At 34.9% G+C, this 24,094-nt stretch carries 23 protein-coding genes; 15 read left to right on the top strand and 8 right to left on the bottom strand.

Features of this window, described 5'->3' with window-relative positions:
- Positions 1 to 47 precede the first annotated feature (47 nt).
- Complete coding sequence (locus HAV12_RS07955) at positions 48 to 2,756, top strand: putative LPS assembly protein LptD (RefSeq protein WP_171569176.1); 2,709 nt, start codon at positions 48 to 50, stop codon at positions 2,754 to 2,756.
- 85 nt (positions 2,757 to 2,841) lie between these two features.
- Positions 2,842 to 3,222 (top strand): RidA family protein, encoded by a 381-nt coding sequence (locus HAV12_RS07950; RefSeq protein ID WP_132035196.1) that lies wholly within the window; start codon positions 2,842 to 2,844, stop codon positions 3,220 to 3,222.
- Positions 3,223 to 3,299: 77 nt separating this feature from the next.
- Here the strand turns inward: HAV12_RS07950 and HAV12_RS07945 are convergent, their stop codons facing one another.
- The 5 genes from HAV12_RS07945 to HAV12_RS07925 all read right to left on the bottom strand — a co-directional run bounded on the left by HAV12_RS07945 (position 3,300) and on the right by HAV12_RS07925 (position 11,536).
- The gene (locus tag HAV12_RS07945) at positions 3,300 to 3,674 is read right to left on the bottom strand and encodes a methylglyoxal synthase (RefSeq protein ID WP_132035193.1); all 375 of its coding nucleotides are present in this window, start codon (positions 3,672 to 3,674) and stop codon (positions 3,300 to 3,302) included.
- A 9-nt stretch (positions 3,675 to 3,683) separates the two neighbouring features.
- Entirely contained in the window at positions 3,684 to 4,535 is an 852-nt protein-coding gene (locus tag HAV12_RS07940) for an N-acetylglucosamine kinase (RefSeq protein WP_132035190.1), read from the bottom strand.
- A gap of 130 nt (positions 4,536 to 4,665) precedes the next feature.
- A complete protein-coding gene (gene gap, locus HAV12_RS07935; protein WP_132035187.1) occupies positions 4,666 to 5,670 on the bottom strand; it encodes a type I glyceraldehyde-3-phosphate dehydrogenase in 1,005 nt (334 codons plus the stop codon).
- Positions 5,671 to 5,757: 87 nt separating this feature from the next.
- Positions 5,758 to 6,744 carry a 6-phosphofructokinase gene (gene pfkA, locus HAV12_RS07930; protein ID WP_132035184.1) on the bottom strand — a complete coding sequence of 329 codons (987 nt, stop codon included), beginning with the start codon at positions 6,742 to 6,744 and terminating at the stop codon, positions 5,758 to 5,760.
- A gap of 304 nt (positions 6,745 to 7,048) precedes the next feature.
- Positions 7,049 to 11,536 carry a translocation/assembly module TamB domain-containing protein gene (locus tag HAV12_RS07925; RefSeq protein ID WP_240345247.1) on the bottom strand — a complete coding sequence of 1,496 codons (4,488 nt, stop codon included), beginning with the start codon at positions 11,534 to 11,536 and terminating at the stop codon, positions 7,049 to 7,051.
- Between the two features lie 206 nt (positions 11,537 to 11,742).
- Between HAV12_RS07925 and tsaD the strand changes: the two genes are divergently transcribed.
- The 8 genes from tsaD (at position 11,743) to HAV12_RS07885 (ending at position 18,881) form a co-directional block, all read left to right on the top strand.
- Positions 11,743 to 12,765 (top strand): tRNA (adenosine(37)-N6)-threonylcarbamoyltransferase complex transferase subunit TsaD, encoded by a 1,023-nt coding sequence (tsaD, locus tag HAV12_RS07920; protein ID WP_132035181.1) that lies wholly within the window; start codon positions 11,743 to 11,745, stop codon positions 12,763 to 12,765.
- A gap of 2 nt (positions 12,766 to 12,767) precedes the next feature.
- Positions 12,768 to 13,478: a 16S rRNA (uracil(1498)-N(3))-methyltransferase gene (locus HAV12_RS07915; RefSeq protein ID WP_171569174.1), complete on the top strand. Its 711-nt coding sequence runs from the start codon at positions 12,768 to 12,770 to the stop codon at positions 13,476 to 13,478.
- A gap of 183 nt (positions 13,479 to 13,661) precedes the next feature.
- Positions 13,662 to 14,300 (top strand): DUF4159 domain-containing protein, encoded by a 639-nt coding sequence (locus HAV12_RS07910; protein WP_171569173.1) that lies wholly within the window; start codon positions 13,662 to 13,664, stop codon positions 14,298 to 14,300.
- A 10-nt stretch (positions 14,301 to 14,310) separates the two neighbouring features.
- Positions 14,311 to 14,805, top strand: coding sequence for a TrmH family RNA methyltransferase (locus HAV12_RS07905; RefSeq protein WP_171569172.1), 495 nt, complete (start codon positions 14,311 to 14,313; stop codon positions 14,803 to 14,805).
- Between the two features lie 159 nt (positions 14,806 to 14,964).
- The gene (locus HAV12_RS07900) at positions 14,965 to 15,924 is read left to right on the top strand and encodes a zinc metalloprotease (protein ID WP_171569171.1); all 960 of its coding nucleotides are present in this window, start codon (positions 14,965 to 14,967) and stop codon (positions 15,922 to 15,924) included.
- A gap of 112 nt (positions 15,925 to 16,036) precedes the next feature.
- Positions 16,037 to 17,128, top strand: a complete 1,092-nt coding sequence (locus HAV12_RS07895) for an AI-2E family transporter (RefSeq protein ID WP_171569170.1) — start codon at positions 16,037 to 16,039, stop codon at positions 17,126 to 17,128.
- A 2-nt stretch (positions 17,129 to 17,130) separates the two neighbouring features.
- A complete protein-coding gene (locus tag HAV12_RS07890; protein ID WP_171569169.1) occupies positions 17,131 to 18,312 on the top strand; it encodes a class I SAM-dependent methyltransferase in 1,182 nt (393 codons plus the stop codon).
- A 2-nt stretch (positions 18,313 to 18,314) separates the two neighbouring features.
- The gene (locus HAV12_RS07885) at positions 18,315 to 18,881 is read left to right on the top strand and encodes a hypothetical protein (RefSeq protein ID WP_171569168.1); all 567 of its coding nucleotides are present in this window, start codon (positions 18,315 to 18,317) and stop codon (positions 18,879 to 18,881) included.
- Here the strand turns inward: HAV12_RS07885 and HAV12_RS07880 are convergent, their stop codons facing one another.
- Complete coding sequence (locus tag HAV12_RS07880; protein ID WP_171569167.1) at positions 18,882 to 19,529, bottom strand: M15 family metallopeptidase; 648 nt, start codon at positions 19,527 to 19,529, stop codon at positions 18,882 to 18,884.
- Between the two features lie 331 nt (positions 19,530 to 19,860).
- Between HAV12_RS07880 and HAV12_RS07875 the strand changes: the two genes are divergently transcribed.
- The 3 genes from HAV12_RS07875 (at position 19,861) to HAV12_RS07865 (ending at position 22,105) form a co-directional block, all read left to right on the top strand.
- Positions 19,861 to 20,541 carry a DUF4386 domain-containing protein gene (locus HAV12_RS07875; RefSeq protein WP_171569166.1) on the top strand — a complete coding sequence of 227 codons (681 nt, stop codon included), beginning with the start codon at positions 19,861 to 19,863 and terminating at the stop codon, positions 20,539 to 20,541.
- Positions 20,538 to 21,017, top strand: a complete 480-nt coding sequence (locus HAV12_RS07870; protein ID WP_171569165.1) for a hypothetical protein — start codon at positions 20,538 to 20,540, stop codon at positions 21,015 to 21,017. The genes HAV12_RS07875 and HAV12_RS07870 overlap by 4 nt, the downstream gene beginning before the upstream one ends.
- 188 nt (positions 21,018 to 21,205) lie before the next feature.
- Positions 21,206 to 22,105, top strand: a complete 900-nt coding sequence (locus tag HAV12_RS07865; protein ID WP_171569164.1) for a PhzF family phenazine biosynthesis protein — start codon at positions 21,206 to 21,208, stop codon at positions 22,103 to 22,105.
- 43 nt (positions 22,106 to 22,148) lie between these two features.
- Here the strand turns inward: HAV12_RS07865 and HAV12_RS07860 are convergent, their stop codons facing one another.
- Entirely contained in the window at positions 22,149 to 22,469 is a 321-nt protein-coding gene (locus HAV12_RS07860) for a helix-turn-helix domain-containing protein (RefSeq protein WP_132035157.1), read from the bottom strand.
- 125 nt (positions 22,470 to 22,594) lie between these two features.
- On the opposite strand from HAV12_RS07860, the gene HAV12_RS07855 reads away from it, so the two are divergent.
- Both HAV12_RS07855 and HAV12_RS07850 read left to right on the top strand, forming a co-directional pair.
- Positions 22,595 to 22,876, top strand: a complete 282-nt coding sequence (locus tag HAV12_RS07855; protein ID WP_171569163.1) for a hypothetical protein — start codon at positions 22,595 to 22,597, stop codon at positions 22,874 to 22,876.
- A 28-nt stretch (positions 22,877 to 22,904) separates the two neighbouring features.
- Positions 22,905 to 23,111 (top strand): hypothetical protein, encoded by a 207-nt coding sequence (locus HAV12_RS07850; protein ID WP_171569162.1) that lies wholly within the window; start codon positions 22,905 to 22,907, stop codon positions 23,109 to 23,111.
- A 79-nt stretch (positions 23,112 to 23,190) separates the two neighbouring features.
- On the opposite strand, the gene HAV12_RS07845 is transcribed toward HAV12_RS07850, so the two are convergent.
- Positions 23,191 to 24,012 (bottom strand): phospholipase A, encoded by an 822-nt coding sequence (locus HAV12_RS07845; protein WP_171569161.1) that lies wholly within the window; start codon positions 24,010 to 24,012, stop codon positions 23,191 to 23,193.
- Between the last annotated feature and the right edge of the window lie 82 nt (positions 24,013 to 24,094).

The raw sequence follows: 24,094 nt of genomic DNA, 5'->3' as shown, positions 1-24,094 counted from the left end.
TATAATTTTTATAATTGATTATTTTTGACAAAAAATTATATGTAAGTTTGACGTGTCAAAAAACAAGCCATACTTTTACAAAAATAGCATTTAAACCTTTGCATACAAACTTATTTAATATCGTTTTAATATCATTTTTCCTAACATTAGGATGTGGTAATCTATATTCGCAAGAGATAAAAACAAAAAAAACTCCGTTACCAGCTGTAAAACAAACAGATAAGCCAGTAAAACCTGAAATAACTGTCACTGATACTATAAAACTCGATACCGTCAGGCCAAAAAAGACATTTCTGGATGGTAAAGTGAGATATGTGGCTAAGGATTATGCGAAGATAGATCAGAAAAAGAAAACAATCACACTTTATAACGAAGCAGAGCTTTATTATAAAGATGTTGAGCTGAAATCCGGTATTATTGTACTGGATTACGATAAAGATGAAGTTTATGCCGGAAGAATAAGAGATTCAGCGGGAGTTTTAACCCAGTATCCCAACTTTAAGCAGGGAGCAAGTGAAGTTCAGCCGGACTCTATTCGATTTAATTTTAAGACGAAAAAAGCTTTAATCTACAATTCAAGAACAGAACAAGGCGAATTTAAGATCAAAGCCGCCGTTACCAAAAAAGAAAATGATTCGGTTTATTTTTTAAAAGGCGCACGTTTTACCACTTCTAAAGATATTGACAATCCCGAATATTATTTCCAAACCAATAAAGTAAAGTTTATTCCGGGAAAAAAAGTAATCACGGGCTTAACCAATATGGTTATTGCCGATGTCCCTACTCCTATCGCCTTACCATTTGCATATTTCCCGATGAGCCAGGAAAAAAGTGTTTCAGGAATTATTATACCCAGTTATAACGACTCGAATACCCGTGGATTTTCACTCCAGAATATGGGGTATTATTTTGCGTTAAGCGATAATTATGATTTAACTGTCCTCGGAGATTATTATACCAACGGGAGTTATGCCATGCGTTTTGAATCGGCTTACGCTACCAGATACAAATACAGGGGTAATATAAATGTACGTTTTGAGAATTTAATCAATAGCGAAAGGGGCTATCCTGACTACTCAAAACAAAACATTTACAACATTCAGTGGTCGCACTCTAAAGACACTAAATCCAATCCAAATTCAACGTTTTCTGCTTCTGTAAATATGGGAAGCAGTAAATACTTCAAGCAATCGATCAATCAGGCCAACGTAGGTTCAAATCTTAATAATACCTTAAGCTCTTCCATATCGTACAATAAAACCTTTAATACGATTCCACAAGCGCGTATCTCCTTAACGGCAACCCATTCGCAAAACACACAGACGGAGCAAATCACCATGACCTTACCAACCTTACAGGCCAGTATTGATCGTGTTTATCCGTTTGTTGGAAAAGACGGCGTCAAAAAGGGTTTCATTAAAAACATCAATCTGCAATACAACCTGAGTGGTAAAAATAACATCACAACAACAGATTCCCTATTTTTTAAACCACAAATGTTCAGAGATGCCCAGATAGGCATGCAGCACAGTATACCGTTGAGTACGAACTTCAAGATATTTAAATATTTTAGTGCCGGAGCCTCTACAAATTATCAGGAAACCTGGGTAACGAAAACTATTGACAGAAGTTACGATACAAGCCAAAGTAAGGTGGTAGACAGAACGGTTAATGGTTTTGACGCTTTCAGGACTTATAATTTCAGTACGAATTTAGGAACTACCATTTATGGAACTTTTAACTTTGGTGCCGACAAAAGAATCCAGTCGATCCGTCACGTCATGAGACCTTCGATAACATATGCCTATACGCCAAGTTTTGAAAAATATTATAACAATTACACTGTTGATGCTTCCGGTATAATTACGAATTCCTATACCCGTTTTGAAAATGGTGTTTACGGTGCTCCGAGCAAAGACAATTCTAACATAGTAGGATTCTCTTTAAGCAATACTTTTGAAGCTAAAGTAAGAGACAGTGACAGTACAAAGACAGAGCCTAAAAAAATCATGTTGTTAAACAACCTGAATTTTAATACCAGCTATAATTTTGATGCTGACGGAAAACAAGTTTTAGCATGGCAGCCTGTACTTGTAAGCGGAGGAACACAGTTTTTTGACAATAAAATGAATGTCAATTTCGGAGCCACTCTTGATCCTTATGCTATTGACAATTCCGGAACAAGAATAAACACCTTTAATATTGACAATGGCGGAAGTCTATTCAGACTGACAAGTGCCAATGTTACCATGAATTATTCGTTCTCGAATAAGGGCGGAAAAGAGGAAAACAAGCAAAGTGAACGAAATGGTGGTCGTAAAGATGATTTATTCGGTACCAATACAGACTTAAATGATACCCGGAACAGCCAGTTTGCAAATGAAGAAGGCGATGACGAAGAGAATGTAATTACAGAGTTTTTTAACTCAAAAATTCCATGGGATATGACGATGGCCTACTCGCTAACCTATTCGAATGTAAACCGGGAAAGCAAAATAACCGGAAATTCGATTATGATTTCTGCCAATATGGATATTACGCCAAAATGGAAAGGCGGGGTTTCGACTGGTTATGACTTTGTACAAAAAGGAGTTACGTTTACCCAATTCCGTTTTGAAAGAGATTTATTAAGCTGGAGAATGGCCTTTAACTGGAGTCCGCTTGGAACAAACTCCAACTGGAATTTCTTCATCGGAATCAAATCAGGAGTTCTTAGCGACATTAAATGGAACAAGCGAAGCACTTCCAACAGATAAAATCATATTTTAGGTCTATTACTGAGCTGTAAACTTTACTTAACAGCTTAAAAAACAGCTATTCTGACATTTAAAATCAATTACTATGAAAAAAATAATTTTTACTGAAAAAGCACCGGCTCCCATAGGACCTTACAATCAGGCTGTATTATCAGGAAATACGCTGTATGCTTCCGGCCAGATTGCTATCAATCCTGCTTCGGGAGAACTGATTACAGAGAACATCAATGATGAAACACATCAGGTAATGAAAAATATCGCTGCTATTTTAGAAGCGGCTGATATGACTTTTGAGAACGTAGTTAAAGCCACTATTTTTATTATGGATATGAATAATTTTGGCGCCATAAATACGGTTTACGGTTCTTATTTTGACGAAAAAACAGCTCCGGCTCGTGAAACTGTTCAGGTGGCTTGTTTACCCAAAAACGTTAATGTAGAAATTTCTATAATCGCTGTACAATAAGCGTTTAAAAATAATTATATAAAAAAACCGTTTCATTACTGAAACGGTTTTTTTTTATAATGTAAATAGGTAAATTGCTATAATTGCAATGCAATAGCATTTAATAACAATTGGGCAGAAGCTTCATTAGTCGCTAAGGGTACGTTATGTACATCACAAACACGAATTAACATATTAATATCAACTTCATGCGCATGACTTGCCAGCGGGTCTTTAAAAAAGAAAACCATCTGGGTTTTTCCTTCTGCAACCCTTGCAGCAATCTGAGCGTCGCCACCCATCGGACCGGAAAGCATTTTTCTAACTTTAAAGCCTGCATTAACTGCTTTGCTTCCGGTTGTTCCCGTCGCGATAAGCTTGATATTTTCCTGCAGCAGTAGGGTTTTATTTTTATTTAAAAACTGAACCATATCTGCTTTTTTTCCATCATGCGCAATAATAGCTATTTCCATAAAATGATACTATTGGTTAGCCACGTGATAAGCAATTAATCCATCAATAGGCCTTCTTAAAACATTACCCAATTGAAGTTCATACTTATCAAATGTTTCCTGCAATTCTTCTTTTAGATAAAAAGCAATAGAACCTACGAAATGCACCGGAACTTCTTTGCAGTTATCAAATTGTTTGATGTAGTTTTTAACAAAAGATTTCATTCCTTTGAAGATGATTTTTCTACAAAATTCCGTGTCTTTATGTTTGATCAGGAATTTAGCAAAAGTCGCTAAATACGCATTTGGATTTGGTTCTTTGTATAATTTGTTTTTGATGAAATCAGGCTCTAAATTATATTCTTTTTCAAATTCAACTGCCAGTTCTTTAGGCATTTTATTGAAATAATATTTTCTGATCAGTTCTTTTCCGAAAACATTTCCACTACAATCATCCATAGCGATATAGCCTAGTGACTGTACTTTCTGATGCAATACTTTACCGTCAAAATAACTGCAGTTAGACCCTGTTCCAAGGATGCTTACAATAGCTTTTTCCCCTTTTGGAGTAGTAGCATAAACTGCTGCATATGTATCCTCATGAACTTCTACAATTGCATTCACAAAAAATTCACGAAATATACGTGTTAATTCGGTCTGCATTCTTTCCGTTCCGCAACCTGCTCCGTAGAAGAACAAATGTGTTGCATTATTTTTATTTTGTAAAATATCAAAACGATCGCTTATTCTTGTAATAACTTCCGGACCGTCCAGAATTTCAGGATTTAATCCTAAAGTTTGTGTGGTGAATAATACTTTTCCATTATCATCAATTGCAATCCAATCGGCTTTAGTAGATCCACTATCAACTATTAATTTCATTTTATTTAGTTTTTGGATTAGGTTTTCTTTAACTAAATAAAAAGGGTATTTTTTACATTAATTAAAGGAGTAACAAAAGGGAAAAATCCCGTTACTTTGAAATAACGGGATTTTGTAAAAATATATAATATTATTTTAAACCTGCAATATGCACAGATAAATCAATCAATTTACTAGAGTATCCGTACTCATTATCGTACCAGGATACAAATTTGAAGAAAGTTGAATTTAAACCAATTCCGGCAGTAGCATCAACAATTGAAGTTCTTTTGTCAGAAATAAAATCCTGAGAAACAACTGCATCTTCAGTATATCCTAAAATACCTTTCATAGTAGTTTCAGAAGCATTTTTCAAAACAGCCAGGATTTCTTCGTAAGTAGTTTCTTTAGCCACTTTTACCGTTAAATCTACTACAGAAACGTCAGCAGTAGGAACACGGAAAGACATTCCTGTTAATTTTCCATTCAAAGCAGGAATTACTTTTCCAACCGCTTTTGCAGCACCTGTTGAAGATGGGATGATGTTTATTGCAGCAGCACGTCCACCTCTCCAGTCTTTTCTTGAAGGACCGTCAGATGTCATTTGAGTTGAAGTTGTTGCGTGAACAGTTGTCATTAAACCTTCAACAATTTCGAAATTATCGTGAATAACTTTAGCTAAAGGAGCTAAACAGTTTGTAGTACAAGAAGCGTTAGAAACAATTGTATCTGTAGCTTTTGCAGTTTCGTGGTTTACACCCATTACAAACATTGGAGCATCTGCAGACGGAGCAGAAATAATTACTTTTTTAGCACCACCTTTAATGTGCTCATTTGCAGTTTCGATAGTGGTAAAAATACCAGTACATTCAGCAACTACATCAACATCAACTTCGTTCCATTTTAAGTCAGCAGGATTTCTTTCTGCAGTGATACGGATATTTCTTCCGTTTACATACAATTTTCCTTCTTTTACTTCTACAGTTCCGTTGAAACGACCGTGAACTGAGTCATATTTTAATAAATAAGCTAAGTGATCTACATCTAATAAGTCATTGATTGCAACAACTTCTACATTATCTCTATTGAAAGATTCTCTGAAAACGATTCTTCCTATACGTCCAAATCCGTTTATTCCTAATTTTACTTTTGACATTTTACTTGATTTTTGCTTTTGTTTTTATTACACTATTTTAAAGTCTAATTTCCTCACAATAAACTTCTTTTCTTTTTAAACTTATATTTATGTCGACATTATATCAGACACTCTTAGTAATTCCCTATCAATTTCAGATTTACCCTTAATTGCCTGCTCTAAAGGAGTCAGCGTAACTTTATCAGATTGTAAACCAACCATGTAGTTTGACTTTCCTTCTATTAGGGATTCTACTGCTTTTACACCTAATCGGCTTGCCAGAACACGGTCAAAACAAGATGGGGAACCACCGCGCTGCATGTGTCCTAAAACAGATACTCTTACATCATACTCCGGTAAATTAGCTTCAACATAATCTTTTAACTCGAATACGTTTTTACCAATTTTATCTCCCTCTGCAATTACCACTATACTTGATGATTTTCCTGAAGCTTTACTTTTTTGAAGAGAATCCAGTAATCGGTCTAAACCTAAATCTTCTTCAGGAATAAGGATTTCCTCGGCACCTGCACCAATACCCGCATTAAGGGCAATATGTCCGGCGTCTCTACCCATAACCTCTACAAAAAACAATCGGTTATGTGAACTTGCGGTATCTCTGATTTTATCAATACAGTCTACAACCGTATTCAGGGCCGTATCATATCCTAAGGTATGACTGGTTCCAAAAATATCATTATCGATTGTACCCGGAATTCCCATTACAGGAAAACCAAATTCTGCATTAAATATTAATCCTCCGGTAAAACTTCCGTCACCTCCAATGACAACCAGAGCATCTATTCCGGCTTTCAAAAGGTTTTCGTGTGCCTTTTTTCTGCCTTCCGGAGTTCTGAACTCAATAGAACGAGCTGATTTTAAGATCGTTCCACCTTTGTTTACAATATTATTTACGCTTCGGGGACCCATTTCTTTGAAATCTCCTTCGATCATTCCCTGATACCCTCTATAAATTCCTATGCATTCTATATTATGATAAGCACATGTTCGAACAACTGATCGTATTGCAGCATTCATTCCTGGTGAGTCACCTCCTGAGGTTAGAACACCAACTTTTTTTATTGTTTTTGGCATTATTTAAGTATTAAAGTGTAAAATTAGCAAACATTCACCACTTTTCGGGTTATGATTATAATAAATTAATAAAATATGTTAAATTCAAACGTTTTCGTTAATAAGTTTTTTGATATGAAAAAATTCATTAAAAATAATAAAAGGCTCTTTTTTTAATTAAATCCTTAAAATTAACAATACATTAATGAAGTGTTATAAAATTTTATGTTTCCCTGAATTATCAAAAAAGGGATTCAACCCTTAAATTTAAGCATAAAAAAACCATTATGAAGCATAATGGTTTGAATTGTATCTTTTTAACAAATTAAAAATCTTCATTATCAGGAATTACTCCCTGATTGTTATTATTGGTCGATTGTGGTTTTTCTTCTTCCTTTTTCTCCGGCTTCTTTTTATTCTTATCCGCATCTTTCTTATTCGAAAAATTAATATACTCCGGATTTAAATAAGAATCCTGTAAATCATCTGAAGAACTTTTCAGAGACCTCTCTAATTTATGGCTTTTGAATATTTTATTGACCAGTTCACTAAAAGTATCAAAATCGACTTCATATGAAATACCTACTCCCTGCGTATAACCAATTCCCTGTCCGATATAATTGATGTCATTTTCTTTATTAAACAAGCGAAGGTTCATGGATCCGTCTTCGTTAACCCTGTAAAGGACTTCGATATCACCTACAATTGCCGATTCATTAACCCCGCCGACCGGTACACCCACTTTACCATTTATCGTAATTCTTTCGTTTACCTGAGAAGTAATATTAGCCACAAACTGACCATCTGCCTCCTGTCCTATTCGCTTGTCTGCCGATATAAAATTTAAATCAATATTGAATTTATCGTTATCTGATTTAATAATTCCACCCAACAAACTTGCTGCTGTTTCGGCAAACGTACCCGACAAATCACTTTGATTAAATCCATCCGGACTCATAAATGATCCAGTAGACAACAGATACAATGCCTGAGTCTGGCGTACATCTTTATCGTCCAGCTTATATTGTATCTCTGATTTCAGGACACTGCTTACAGACGGAAACTGAATATCAAAATTAGGCTCAGGGCTTGTTAAATCTCCCCTTAGCCCTATGACAACTTCAACCGGCACTTTTTTATTGAAGGACGAATTGTCCAGTAATACAGCAGGATTTGCAGAGGTTCTGTAAACGGCTTCCAGATTCAGCTGGGCTTTCATCGGGTTGCCTTCCCAAATAATAGATCCACCTTTTTTAACTGCGAATTTTTTATCGATTAAACCTCCGTATTTAAAATTGTACGTTCCTTCATAGGCCTGGAAATCCCCCCACATATTAAATTTACCCAATGTATTAATTTTAAACAACAGCGATCCGTATCCTTTTCCTTTCATACCGTGCCCGGAATTCCGGTCTAGAATCACTTCTACCTCGGCATCCGGTGTGATATCAAAATCAAATTCTAATTCAAGACCACCGTAATTTCTTGTTTTTTCGACAATACCGTTGGCTAAATTGTATTTCTCTTTTGGAGTTACAAAATGTATAAAACTGTTTTCTCCAACACTTTGTACATTATTAATAGGGATCTTGACCTCGGTCCCTTTTTCGGATTTTGCATTTACTTTGATAAATAAATTGGCTGTGGGCCCGGTAATACTGGCTGTACCATTGATAAAAGCAGTACCAAAATACGCCGCATCATCGCTGTCTTTTGTATCAAGCGCGAGTAATCGTTTTGATGAAATATTCAGATCCAGCTTCCAGTCGCTAAAATTATGATGTTCAATACTACCGTTCAGCAAACCTTTGGTACCGTATTTCGTATCGGTGAGCTGGTTATTTCTAAACAAAAACTTCTCGTCTGTTAAGTCAATAACGGTGCGATCACTTAATTCGTAATCTGTATTAAGATACGGTACGGTCATACCTGCCTTTTCTACATACAACCTTCCATTGATTTCCGGTTTCTTAAGATTCCCTACAACTGCAGCATTACCGGAAACCGATCCTCTTATATTGGATAAAACACCGGCTCCGACAGTTCCTAAAGTAGCCAGATTAAATCCTTCCAGTTTTAAATTCAGGTCCAGATAGGTTTCTTTATTTTCTACTGAAAAAGTTCCGCCGGCTTTAAACGATTCTGTAAAACCATTTTGTATAGAAGAATTTACGGTAAACTTTCTAAAACTTTCATCACTGGAGATATCAAAATTTAAAGTTCCGAGCTCGGTTTTATTTAAATTAAGATGATCAATAACCAGGGACGCCGTGGGCTGATAAACGTCTTTGTTTTGTTTGTAATTGACGCTTCCGTTAAGGTTACCATTGAACACGAATTTCGAGTTTAATGGCGTAATCTTATTAATATCGACATCCTCAAAATTCAGCACAATATCCTTGTAATCACTGCCTTTTAGAACTCCGTTCAAATCAATTTTCTGATCTTCGTGCGACAGTACAATATTATCAATCGTGAAATTCTTAAATTCTTTATCAAAAATAATCTGATTGTCTCTTTCGGCATCTTCATTCAGATACCATAAATAGTCTTTAAATTTCATCTCCGACTTATGAATACCTACAATATTGTTTTTGTTTTTATCTATGGTATGATATAAATTCAGATTGTAGTAATCCTCGCCCTTATTCCCACCTTTAAACTCGGAGCGGACAAACAAAGTATCCTTTGAAGTCACATTAATTAAACTAAAATCACGAACCTTGTAATAAGGCGTCTTGATACTGTCTAATTCGATAAATGCATTATACAGCGGATTTTTATTATCGATATTAATCCTGATGTTATCGAAGGTATTTTTCGCAGCGGTAATTTTTTTAGAGTTGAACCTGAATTTGAATTCCTTCAGATCTGAATCAATTTTCCCAAGCAAAACCGTCGATGAATCGATTTCAATTTCAGGATATAACATTTCTACTACTTTATTGTAGACGTGCAGGTTGAAACGTAAAAATTGGCCCTTTTTAACTTTATAAGGCTTATAATTGGTGTACAGACTTCCAATAGAATTCATCACCAGTTTATTTAATTCTTTAAACTGAAACTTACCAACGATTTTTCCATTCACCACATCCGAGGAATTTATGGTAATGGTACGTAATTTGTCTGCATCAAAATTAGAATTGATCGTTACTTCATCAAAAGCATACGTTGATTTAGGATTTTGATAGGCTGCATCCTTAATATAAATATTTCCCTGAAGGTTTTCAATCGAATTTCCGGTCACTTCAACAATCGCATCTCCGGTAAAATGTGAAATAGAATCGTTTACGAATTTTAATTTTCGTAAATCTGCATTTTCAACATTGATATGAAAATCGTATTTATTTTCCTTATTGCTTAAATCAACCAGACCATCAAATGTCAGGCTCAGGTTCGGATCATTTACAGAAACCTCCCCTTTATAATATGGCAATTTAAAATTACCATTTATAACAATATTATTATAAGTGTATTTATTATAATCCAGTTTGGAGATATCCCCTTTTACGATCGTATTCAGGTATTTTTTAGTAAAACCGACTCCATCAATATCCAGATCCAAAGTCGTTCTGCCTACATCTTTACGCTGCAGTAAAGCACCAACATTAAAATTATCCAGTATTATATTTCCGGAATAGGACGCCTTATCAATAAAATCCATATTATTCATATGCAGATCCACCTGGCCATTTCCTAAATCAGTTATCATCTTAAAATCGGTTTCCAAAGCAGTTGTCGAAAGTTTTGCTTTACCAACAATATTAAATTTCCCCAGTCTCTGAAGTTCTTTGGGAAGTTTTTTGCCCAGCACTACAGGCATTAAAGTAACCAGGTTATCGTAGCTTGAAATCAGTTTATCGAATTTTCCATTCATAGAAAATTTTTGGTCTTTATTCCCCAAAAGATTTCTGAAATTAATAGTTCCGGCAATTCTGGAACCATTAGTATCACTAAGCCTGAGTCTTTTTAAATTAAGATTATTCAGGGTACCGCTTATTTTTGTTTTAATTTTAAAATGCTGATTTTTCCCTAATCCGTCATAGAAATAACGAATATCATTTGTAGCAATAGAAGCCGAATCCAGCACTACATTAAACTTAACTTTATCCGTAAAGTTTAAAAAATATTCTACTTTATAATTCAGTGTTGCTGCACCATAGATAGATGACCTTTTAGTTTTTATTGCCAGGTTCTCTACTTTGATCTGTTTTTTGCTATAACTAAATTTCCCTGCAAAATTAGACACATACAAACCACGATGGTCTAAAAAAGAAAACCGGTGAATGATTGTAGTGACGTCAGGACCGTATAGTTTAAAGTCACTTATGTACGCATTAAGCTTTTTGAAATCGAGGAAATTGGGTGTTTTTTTATTTTCATCAACCACCGAAAAAGTCCCTTTGGTAATATAGGCATTTTTAGCAGTCAGTAAAAAATGTTTATTGGTTTTGGAAGGTTTGTCGGAGTCAAACAGCCGAATAAATTTATTGATATTGTTTTCGGTTTCATTTTTGTACGTTCTCAGATTAAAGATTAAACCCGTCAGACGCAGATCTCCAAAAATCAGGTCGCCATCAAGCAATCTTTTAACACTTAAAATATCTGTCGAAATAATGTCCGAATAGATTAAAACCTTATTGTGGTGGTCTAAAATCAAAACCTTCTTTAGTTTGACCCCGCCAAAAATATTTATCGCCACTTTATCGACACTGATTTTAGTTTTAAAATCAGAATTGAGCGATTCGGTAATATAGGTTGCAATTTTTGTCTGAACCACAGGTAAAGACAAAATGATAGCTATTGCTAACAAAAGTAAGATTAACCCAATTAGGGTTCTGGATATTATTTTCTTTACTTTTTTGATAGCTCTTTTATTTTAGTTTTCTTTTAAATTTATTTTGAACAGACAAAGGACGACTGTTTTGATAAAATTTCTTTAATTTTGGCGTTTACTTCAAGCAAAGAAAATTTTAGAAATTTGATTTGTCAAATATAATCCAAAATTCGTGCCTTTATATGCAAAATTCAGAGGTTTTTATTCTTGCCATCGAAAGTTCATGCGATGATACTGCTGCTGCAGTTTTACATAACGATAAAGTTCTCTCAAATGTTGTAGCCAATCAGTTAATTCACAATCAGTACGGCGGTGTGGTTCCTGAATTAGCTTCAAGAGCTCATCAGCAGAATATTGTTCCTGTAATCGATGCTGCCCTTCGCAAGGCAAATGTACAAAAAGAACAATTAACTGCCATTGCATTTACGCAGGGACCCGGCTTAATGGGATCACTTCTGGTAGGAAGCTCTTTTAGCAAGTCTTTGTCCTTAGCGTTAAAAATTCCGTTAATTGCCGTAAATCATATGCACGCGCATATTTTAGCCCATTTTATAGAGGAAGAAGGTTTTGACAAACCGGAATTTCCTTTTTTAGCCTTAACCATTAGCGGCGGACATACACAAATTGTAAAAGTGAACGGCTTTTTTGATATGGAAATTATCGGAGAAACCACTGATGACGCTGTCGGCGAAGCTTTTGACAAAAGCGCCAAAATTCTTGGACTTCCGTATCCGGGTGGACCACTAATCGACAAATATGCACAGTTAGGAAATCCAAAAGCCTTTGCATTTACGAAACCGAAAGTTCCGGGATTGGATTTTAGCTTCTCGGGATTAAAAACGGCTATTCTCTATTTCATCCAGAAGAAAAAATTAGAAAATCCTAATTTTATTGAAGAAAACCTAAATGATATTTGTGCTTCTATTCAATATACAATTATCGAAATTCTGATGGACAAGTTAAAATTAGCCGTCAAGGAAACCGGAATTACTCAAATCGCCATTGGTGGCGGAGTTTCTGCTAATTCAGGTATCAGGACCCGACTGAAAGAAAGCGAAGGCAAATATGGCTGGAAAACTTTTGTCCCAAAATTCGAATACACAACAGATAATGCCGCAATGATTGGAATTGTGGGCTATCAAAAATATTTATCAAATCGTTTTGAAACTTCATCTGTAGTTTCGAAAGCACGAATTCAATTTTAATTATGCAATTATTTTACAACCCGAATATAGACGAAACCACGGAGAGTTTTTCTTTTGACAAAGAAGAAAGCCGACATATTATAAAGGTTTTACGAAAAAAAGATTCGGACATACTACACGTCACCAATGGTTTGGGATTTCTATTTGAAACGGCAATAACACTGGCTTCCGACAATAAATGTACGGTTCAGGTTCTTTCGGTTACCAAAGCCGATCAGCCGAAATTTCATTTACATCTGGCCGTTGCGCCAACTAAAATGAATGATCGTTACGAATGGTTTTTAGAAAAAGCTACCGAAATCGGGGTTCAGGAAATTACACCTGTTTTTTGTGATCGTTCGGAGCGAAAAAACATCAATCCGGAACGTTTTGAAAAAATTATTCTGTCGGCAATGAAACAGTCCAATGAGACATTTTTACCAAAAATAAACCCAGCGATTTCCTTTAAGGAATTCGTTAAACAAAAAAACGAAGGCTTACAATTGATTGCACATTGTGAGGAAACCGATAAAAAATCGCTGAAAGAAGTTTTGAAACCTAATGAAGATGTTACGATATTAATTGGTCCCGAAGGCGATTTTTCGGAAAAGGAAATTGCACTGGCTTTAGAAAACAATTTCAAACCTGTTGCTTTGGGAAATACACGCTTACGCACTGAAACTGCGGCACTTGTGGCTTGTCACAGTGTTGTTTTTTTTAATGAAAACAATTAATTAAAGATAATTTGTCGTCACAATTAGGCTAGCTTTGTCATTTCGACGAAGGAGAAATCTCCGCAAGAAACTCGACAAAGATTGGAAACATTAGGAACGGAGATACTTGCGAAGATTTCTCCTTCGTCGAAATGACACAACATACCGCATATAAAAAGCGAATTACCAGATAATTTATAATACATGAAAAAAATATTTTACTTCTTATTCGTTGTTTCTGTTTCTTCCTTTTCTCAGGAAATTGCTTTGTTAAAATACAGCGGTGGTGGTGACTGGTACTCTAATCCTACTTCGTTGCCTAATTTAATTCAATTCTGCAATTCGAATATCAATACCCGAATAAAAGCAAAACCCTCAACTGTGGAACCCGGTAGTCCTGATTTACTTTCGTACCCTTTTGTACACATGACAGGACATGGAAATGTCGTTTTTAGCGACAGTGATATCAGTAATCTTCGAAATTATTTAACCGGAGGAGGTTTTTTGCATATTGATGATAATTACGGAATGGATCAGTACATTCGAAAAGAAATCAAAAAAATATTTCCCAATACTAATTTAGTCGAGATTCCGGCCAATCATGCTATTTTTCAGAAACCCTATCCCTTTCCGAATGGCTTACCGAAAATTCATGAACATGACGGTACCCGCGCCCAGGCTTTCGGAATTTTCATCGAAAATAAACTGGTCCTGCTTTATACGTATGAATGTGATTTGGGTGATGGCTGGGAAGATCCTGAAGTACATAACGATCCTGTTGCCGTGAGAGACAAAGCCCTGAAAATGGGCGCTAACATTATCAATTATATTTTTACCAATTAATCTTCAACACGTGCAGCTTACCCACTCCGAAAATCAATTTGAAAGAAAAACGTTTCCCATAACGCTGGTTTGCGATCATATTTATTTCCAGCAAAATATAGGTTCTCTTTTTAGAATTGGTGAAGCTTTTGGTGTTGAAAACATTATCTTTTTAGGAAAAGATATTCCGCTGACACCCAGAAAAATCAACAAAACCTCAAGAAGTACACACCTTCATGTACCGCATACCATTATTGAAGAAACAACGGAACTGACTGCCTATTTAATCGAAAACAACTTCGAAATTATTGCTTTGGAAATTGCCAGCAACAGTAAACCTCTCAAAGAACTTACACTTCCCGAAAATAAAAAAATAGCACTTTTAATCGGAAGTGAGGTTGATGGAGTATCGGACGAACTGTTAAAAATTTCACACCAGATTGTACACATAAATATGTTTGGTAACAACAGTAGTATGAACGTTGTACAAGCTGCAAGTATAACTTTGTACGAAATTACTTCGTAAAAAAATAGCCTGTTTTTTTGTAAGAACTAGACTATACAAGGGATTGTAAAATTCTCACAAATTATTTGTTGAGAAAATTTTGCTGTAAAGTTTTTTTGTTATAAAATTGCGATATTGTTTAACTAATCAACAATATTGTAACAAAAAACCCCTATTATTATGAAAAAAGTTTTTTTATCTGCAATTACAGCACTCTTGCTGTTTTCTTGTCAAAATGATCAATCTGAAGGTATGAATTCAGAAACCAGTGCTATGGCACGTCGCGCTTGTGCTTCTCAGGAAGTACTAGAAGCGCAATTGAAAGCTGACCCGACTTTGGCAATCAGAATGAATCAAATTGAAGCCTTTACTTCAGAACAATTAATTAAAGGATTCTCTGGCCGTTTAGTAAATGGTAAAATCGAAATTCCTGTTGTCGTTAACGTTCTTTACAGAACTACAGCAGAAAATATTTCAGCTGCACAAATTCAGTCTCAGATTGATGTGCTAAACAAAGATTTTAATGCATTAAATTCAGACTACAATAGTGTACCAGCACTATTCGCAGGTGTAAAAGCGAATGTAGGAATCACATTTGTATTAGATCAGATTATCAGAAAATCTACTACAAAAACTTCATGGGGAACAAACAATGCTATGAAAAAAACAGCTCAGGGTGGTTTAGCACCAACTTCTCCAACAACAAAACTTAACATGTGGTCTTGTACTATTGGTGGTGGAATTCTTGGTTATGCACAATTTCCAGGAGGAGCTTCTTCAACAGATGGTGTTGTAATCGATCCTAAATATTTCGGTTTATCCGGTTCTGCAAATGCTCCTTTTAATTTAGGAAGAACTGGTACTCACGAAGTGGGTCACTGGATGAATTTACGTCACATTTGGGGAGATGCAACTTGCGGAAGCGATTTAGTATCTGACACTCCAACACACAATACTGCAAACTATGGTGTACCAGCTTACCCACATTACAGTACTTGTTCAGGAACTCCTGTAGAAATGACTATGAACTACATGGATTATACTGATGATAATGGTATGTACATGTTCTCTACCGGACAAAAAAACAGAATGGCTGCGATCTTCGTTACAGGGGGGCCTAGAGCTGCTTTTGGAATCTAATCCAAAAAAAATAAAAATAGTTTTAAAAGCGGGATGTTCTTCATCCCGCTTTTTTTGTATTCGGCAATATATTTCAAAAGCTTTTTACCTATATTTACTTTAAAAATCAAACATGATCACATCGAAAATTATATCTAACGGAATTTTAAGAGCTTTGGCAACCATCCTGATCATTGGGATTGTTTTGTATTTCTTATATACGATACAAACTGTAATTGTCTATTTGTGCATTTCGCTTTTATTGTGTCTTATTGCAAATCCGCTGGTACAATTTTTAAAAAATAAATTAAAATTCGGTAATTCATTAGCGGCAGCAACCACACTCATCCTGTTTATTTTATTAATAGTTGGTTTTATTTTCTTATTTGTTCCGCTGATTATCTCGCAGGCCAATAATTTATCTTTATTAGACACCAATAATTTACAGCAGCAGTTTATGGAAACGGAACGCAGTATTGAAGCTTATTTCAATATTCCCCACGTTGACTTAAATAAAGTGCTTAAAAGTTCTAGAGTAACTTCCATGTTTGATTTTACTTATTTTACCTCCTTCATCAATTCTATTTTAGGCTTTATGGCCGATATGGGAATGGGATTGGTTTCTGTATTTTTTATCACCTTTTTCTTTGTAAAAGATCAGGACGCCTTTAAAGCAACAGCAAGACGAATTCTTCCGGACAATAATGAAGAAAAAATCCTGAATTCAATCATCAAAATAAATCATTTTCTAACCCGTTATTTCATTGGTTTGGTGCTACAACTGACGGTGGTCTTTATTTTATATTTAATCGTTCTGGTGATTTTCGGAAATAAAAATGCTTTTGTGATTGCTTTTTTATGTGCGATCTTAAACATCATTCCATACATCGGGCCTATTATCGGGACTATCCTCGCCGGAATCTTAACGATGATTAGTATGATCGGAAGCGATTTTCAAAGTGAAATTCTGCCCAAAACAATCTATGTAATTATTGGTTTTTTAATGGTTCAGGCGATTGATAATAACATAAGTCAGCCTATAATTTCATCAAAAAGTGTAAATTCGCACCCGTTAGAAATATTTCTTATTACACTAATCAGCGGAATCACTTTTGGAATTGTCGGAATGATCATTGCTATTCCGGTTTTCACCATGATAAAAGTAATCTTAAAAGAATTTTTTCCTGACAACAAAATTGTCTCCGTATTAACCGAAAGAATTTAGCCTTGAACATTTCTATTTTAAGCAAACCTATTCAGGATTTCATAACCGAAAATAGTGGTGCTTCGATTTCAAAATTAGCCCTTCAGAAAAATCCGTTTCCGGAGGTTGACTGGATTTTAATTCTGAACCAGATTGAAGCCAAAACAAAAGCGAAAGACAAATTACCTTCTTGGTTTTCAACAGAAAATATTATTTATCCCGGCAAAATTTCTGTTGAGCAAACCTCTTCCGAGAGAACTGCGGCTTACAAAGCTTCGTTAATTTCCGGAGCCACTTTGATTGATCTTACGGGAGGTTTTGGGGTCGATGACTATTACTTTTCAAAGAACTTCAAAAACATTACGCATTGTGAGATCAATGAAGATTTATCTGCCCTCGTAGAACATAATTTTGAGCAGTTAAAAGTTAAAAACTGTACTTTTTATGCTGCAGATTCTACAACTGTTTTAAACGACTCCAACCAAAAATGGGATTGGATTTATATTGATCCTTCCCGAAGAAATGACGCAAAAGGAAAAGTTTTTATGCTCAGGGACTGTTTGCCTAATGTGCCGGAATTATTAGATTTTTACTTTGAAAAATCGGATGCTGTTTTAATAAAAACCGCCCCATTACTGGATATTTCAGCCGCACTTTCCGAATTAAAATGCGTGAGAACTATTCATATTATTGCGCTCGAAAACGAAGTTAAAGAGTTGCTTTTCGAAATTCATAGTCAATATTCCGGTGACATAACTATCAAAACGGCCAATATCTTAAAAGAAAAAACCGAAACATTTGAATTTATTTTAGGAGATCATTCTGATTTTCCATCGTACCATTTACCGCAAAAATATCTTTACGAGCCCAATTCAGCCATTATGAAATCGGGGGGATTTGATGAAGTTAGTGCTGTTTTCGGGATTAACAAACTTCATAAACATTCCCATTTATATACCTCGGAAGAATTAATTGATTTCCCGGGAAGAGCTTTTGAAATCGAAAAATCCATTTCATATAACAAAAACGATATGAAAACGGTTCTTTTCAATCAACAGGCAAATGTCACCACGAGAAATTTTCCGGACACGGTAGAGAACATCCGAAAAAAGTGGAAAATAAAAAATGGAGGAAATGTTTATTGTTTTTTCACAACTGATAAAAATGATCACAAAATAGTTTTAATTTGCAGAAAAATTACTTAAAAATGAAACAACTAATTACTTTAACTTTTTTTCTTTTAACCCTGACTGCATTTGCCCAAAAACCTTGTGAATATAGTGTAAACGTAAACGACTCTATTGGTACTTATAAAATAACAAATGAATACCTGATGAGCGAAAAATACTTTGGAGGCAGCTTCAGTTATGTTTTCTTTTCGCTGGCACAGACAGACGGCTTACCTACCTTAAATTTACAGCTTATCCAGAAAAGCAAAGATTTTATAAAAGCGAATTGTTTTGACAAAAATTCAAAAATATTCCTTCAGCTGGAAAATGGAAAAATAGTAACACTAATGCACATCAACCAGGAGACCTGCGGTACGCTTATTCAGGATGAAAAAGGTTTTAGCAACCGTGTTAATACAGGGATTTTTATGTTTATGAAAGACAATTACGAAGAGCTTAAAAAATCTCCCATCTCAATTATGCGAATTAAGTACCTGACAGATACAGAAGATTATATTGTGAAAAGAGAATTAACCTCTGAGCTAAATGGTAAAGTATCGCATCCGAATACGTATTTCATGGAAAACATAAGATGCGTCGAATAATTATTCGCATTTCCATTTTTGATTTGAAACAGGATCTTTGAGACCTGTTTTTAGATTATAATGCCACCATTCCGAATCAAAGGAATTGAAACCGCTTTGTATCATTACGCTTTTAAGGTATTTTCGGTTGGCCCTCACCGGCAACGGAAGTTTTTTAAAATTATGGCTGGCCTCAACCCCGAAAAAATCGAAGGTAGTTCCCATTTCAAGTTCTGTTCCTTCAGCATTTACTAACGAAATATCTACGGCTCCTCCTCTGTTATGGATCGAGCCTTTTTTTGGGTCCGCCACGTACTCCGGATTCGGGACAATCTCCCACATTTTCTCCTGAATAGACAAAGGCCTGTAACAATCAAAAAGCTTTATTTTACAGCCATTTTTCATAAATTCCTTGTTGGCGGCTATCAATGCCTTAACTGTTTTGTACCGCAACATACATTCTGCACAATCGTACACTTTGGCTTTCAGAAAATTATCTGCTGTCGCATATTTCATATCGTAAACAAAATCAGTACTGTAGTCTTTTAAGTTGACAAAAGTTGTATCGGCAACAACAGAATCGCGGGTATAAGTTTCATTTTGGGCATTGACCGAAAAAGCCAATAAAAAAATGCCGGCAAAGAATAGTTTTGTGATAGCTGAAGTCATGAAGCTTTTTTTTTAAAGTATTTACGAATTTAATGAAATTAATCTAAAGTGGATTGAAACATAAATACTAAAAAGAAAAACCAATAAAAAAGGACACTATGTATTATTTGTTTTAGGACAGCACAAAATTCATTTTCAGAAGACCTGTATTCCCGCTATCCGCTGTATCTTTTGCTTTTTAAAGAAAAAAACAAAAGGATGCCGCTCCTGTCAGGGCTGGAACAGAGGTCTTATTTTTAGTACTAATTCCGGTAAAATCTCCGCAAAATTCAATTTGAACTGTAACAAAGACAACTTATAACCGTCTTACAATTACTAATTTACAGAAAATATGAGTTCAGAAAAAAAGACAGCAAGAATAGCAGGAATATTGTATTTGATAATTGCAATTACCGGCGTATTTGGAATCATGTATGTTCCAACACAATTATTTGTGGGCGATGACATTAATTTGACCGCAAAAAATATTCTGGACCACGAATTACTGTTCCGATTTGGGATTTTGAGCAGTCTGATCTGCCAGACCGTATTTGTATTTCTGGCATTGACCTTATACAATTTATTTAAAAATGTCAATGCACATTTAGCCCGGACTTTGGTGGCATTAGTTATTGTGGGTGTTCCAATTGCATTTTTCATTATTTTTAATCAATATTATATCCTGCTCATTCTGAAAGAAGATTTTATGACCAGCTTCTCTTCTATTCAGCAAAATTCTTTGGCCATGCTAAGCCTGAAAATGTATGGAAACGGAAACGTCATCATTGGAATTTTCTGGGGACTCTGGCTTATTCCTTTTGGGCAATTATCGTATCAGTCCGGATTTATCCCAAAAATCCTGGGAGTTCTTTTAATTCTTGGAGGTTTGTGTTATCTGATTGATACCGCAACTTTTATTTTGTTTCCGGAATATCATTCCAAAACCGGTATCTTAGTCGGGATAACGTCTGCAACCGCAGAATTTGCAATGGTGGGATGGTTATTGATAAAAGGAGTAAAAACTAAGAAATGAATTTAAACTGGAGCGACGTTAATTGGATTTTTGAACCTGAAGGCTCATTAAGAGACATTTATATTAAAAATGTAAGGGCTGAAGACTGGATTGTATTAATAGATCATCTCAATCAAAACTATAATATAAGGTACGGTCCCAGCATTGAGAAAAACAGCATAAATAAAATAGATAAAGAGTACATTCTTCAATATTTTAGTGATGAAACTGCAGAGATGGAAACAAAATCAGCATCCATTTTCATCGATAAGATAATGATAAACCTTCATTTTTTTTCTGATGAAGAAATAGAATTTGATATTGATCCCAAAGAAATAAACTCAAATATTGATTTAAAGACCATTATTGGATTTATGAATGATATGAGTCAAATTCTAAAAAAGGAAGTCATTCTTACTGGTGAAGGAGAGAGTGAATATGCACTTATCACAGTAGATTATGGGAGCAAAAAAATACTATTTGTTACTAAAAAATAGATTTAAAAAAATTAATCGACTATTAATTTTTAATCCATAAAAAACTATAATTTTTTAAATTTGTTTGTGCCCGTCGGAAGAATTCTGTTTTCCAATTCTGAAACGCAATTCAAAATAAAGCAATCTTGTCCGGTTTTATCAGGCAATAGGTAATAGTAATATACATTTAGTATTTTTAATAACAGATCATGAAAAAAGCATTAGACTATTTCGTATTAGATGTATTCACCGATAAAAGCTACAAGGGAAATCCGTTGGCAGTAGTATTTACCAAAGAGGAATTAAAATTATCTGATTACGAAAATATCGCAAGGGAATTTGGGTATTCTGAAACTTCTTTTGTAGAATATTCACAACAAAAACAATTATTACATGTCCGGTCTTTTACCCCAATTGGATTTGAGGTAGACGGAGCGGGACATAATTTATTGGGGGCCGTATGTGCAGCCTTGCTAAAGGATACAACTTTTTTTACCAGCCTAAATTCAGTGCAACAGGTAATGATGAAAGCGGTATCGATCCCTATTTATATAAATTTTAAAGAGAAAAATAACTTAGCTGTTGTCAAAATGCTCCAGAAACCGGCACTAATTGGAGATTCAATTCCGGCAGAAAAAATAGCATTAGCATTAGGACTTTCGGTAAAAGACCTCAATATTCTCAATTTTGATCCTGTTATCGTAAAAACAGAAGTCGCACATGTAATGGTGCCCATACAGAATATTGAAATTCTAAATACAATCAAACCAGACAACAAATTACTCATAGCACTGTCTAAACAATACAATTTTGAAGGATTTTATTGTTTTGCGCTCACTGGCGAGGAAAATGGCACTATTGTTCAGTCCCGTTTTTTTAATCCGTTAATAGGCATTGATGAGGATGCTGCAACAGGAACCGCAGCCGGTCCTTTGGCAGGTTTATTATGGTATAAAAAAATCATACAAAAAGACAGCAACTATCAAATATTACAAGGTGTAAAATTAAATCAGCCCTCCTTAATAGAAATAGCGGTAACAGACGACGGAATATTAGTAGGCGGTTCCTCAGTAATTACAATGGAAGGAAAAATTTATATTGAAAATTGAATAAAAAAACCTGCAAAACAAAATGTCAGCAGGTTTTCTATTTTCAGTCTTTCTTTTTGGATAATTTTTCTTTTATCATTTTAAGCCTTACTTCAATTTCTCCTATATCTGTAAGAACCGTAGTCTGATATTTTTCCTTAGGTTCATGAATTGCATTTGGATCTTCATTTTCAGAAGCAAAAAGATCGTTCAGATCTACTTCCGGAAAATTCCTGCTTAAACTCATTAAAAATTCAGGGCTCATCTTAGCAGTTCTGTTTAGATATCTTCCAACCATAGCTTCACTAAAACCCATAATCAATCCTACCTCTTTTTGCTTAAGACCCTTCGCTTTAAAGAATCTTGCCAATTTTTCATTATACATCTTTTTTCCTTATTTATTATAAAATAAAACAATTCGTACATTTTTTTAGGCAAAACATATGTTTTGTATATTATTTTTCTTACATTTACATTCTAATGCAAGATTAAGTAATAAATATCAAATATATGTCAAAATTAGTAAAAAATAATAAGGATGATGAAATGTATTCGCACAATGAACAAGCCTATAATTTTATAGATGAGCATTTGCCGTATACCTATGTTGAACCAACTATTCAATATTTTAGTCGAAAAGGACAGGAACCACCGAGTAAAACTATTATCAGAAATGTAAGAAATAAAATAATTTTCAGGAACGATATTCTGCTTGCATTAGTCGAGGTAGCCAATGAAAATAAAATAGCTGTTGAAAAAATAAAACTTTTGACCTCACAAAAAGATGTCTGAGAGTTTTACACTAACTAAAGAACCGAATATGTCAACCAAAAATTTAGAAACATCGAATTCTCCTGTAAAAACAGAATTACACCAATTGCAGTTCTCTTCAGTAAAAAAAAGTCCGGAAGGCTTTCATACAAAGGAGATTTACATTGATATTAGTAAACCGCTATACGGAATGTCACCGGAACAGTACAAGGAAGGAATCAGGTTTCATAACGAATATTTTAATAAACTTAATTAGCAGTAAACTGAGGCGAAATAAAAAACCACTCCAAATTTGGAGTGGTTTTTATAAATCATGTGCTGAAAATTAAAGTAGATTAAAAAATTCCCATATTTTCAGGTTTAATCGTAAATCCCAGACGTACCATGCTTTTATGTTCCTGATAATCAATCAAACTTTCTGTATATCCTACAAACCACTGCAGTGTGAGATAATAATTTTCGTTTTTATAAGGTCTCCAGTTTACCTGTGTCTGCAAGGATCCATAATTAATAAGACCACTTCCCTTCCTGAAAAGAATATCTGCGCTCCATCGTCCCGGCTGAATCTGATAAGTGGCGCTCGCTTCGCCATAGCCCACATATTTGGTAAGCTCCGGATTATCGTCCTTATCAACGAGCGGAATCCATCCTCTCAATCCGACAACCCATCGTGGCGAAATTTGTGATTTTAAAGAGAAGGCAAGCATGTTCCAGGTTCTGGAATAAATAGAATCCCGACCGTTTGATTCGTGTTCGAAAGAGACTGATCCATACGTCAGCCTTCCGCCTTTTAAATAAAACGGACGAACAAGGGCCGCGCCTGGATTAAAATTAATTTCCGAAAAGGGTTTTGAGCTTGCATAAATATCCCAAAAAGCTTTTTGGGTGTACATTAAATACGGGAAAAAACCGCCCCATAATGGCTTTGAGTTCAATCGTAACTTAAAACTGACCTGGTATTTTACATCGGCATTATCGCGGGTAATATCTGTATTAATGGGTACTCCTGTTAAAAAATAATTGTCTTTGTGAACAGAGAAACTAGGTTCCTTTAGAAGCGAGTCTGCGGCGCGGAAATTTTTTTTAGGCTCTACTAGTTGTGAATTTGCAGTGATTGAAAACAAAGCGAAGCAAATCAATAGGTATTTTAAATACATTCTTTAGGGTGTAAATTGGCGTTATTTAAATTTTTAGCACTAATCTAAGCCATTTCAACGACAACTATTAACTCAATAAATA

It is taken from the genome of Flavobacterium sp. CLA17 (assembly GCF_013112255.2).
Lineage (GTDB): Bacteria > Bacteroidota > Bacteroidia > Flavobacteriales > Flavobacteriaceae > Flavobacterium > Flavobacterium circumlabens.
Note: the sequence above shows the minus strand (reverse complement) of the source record. Positions and strands in the feature narration are given on the sequence as shown.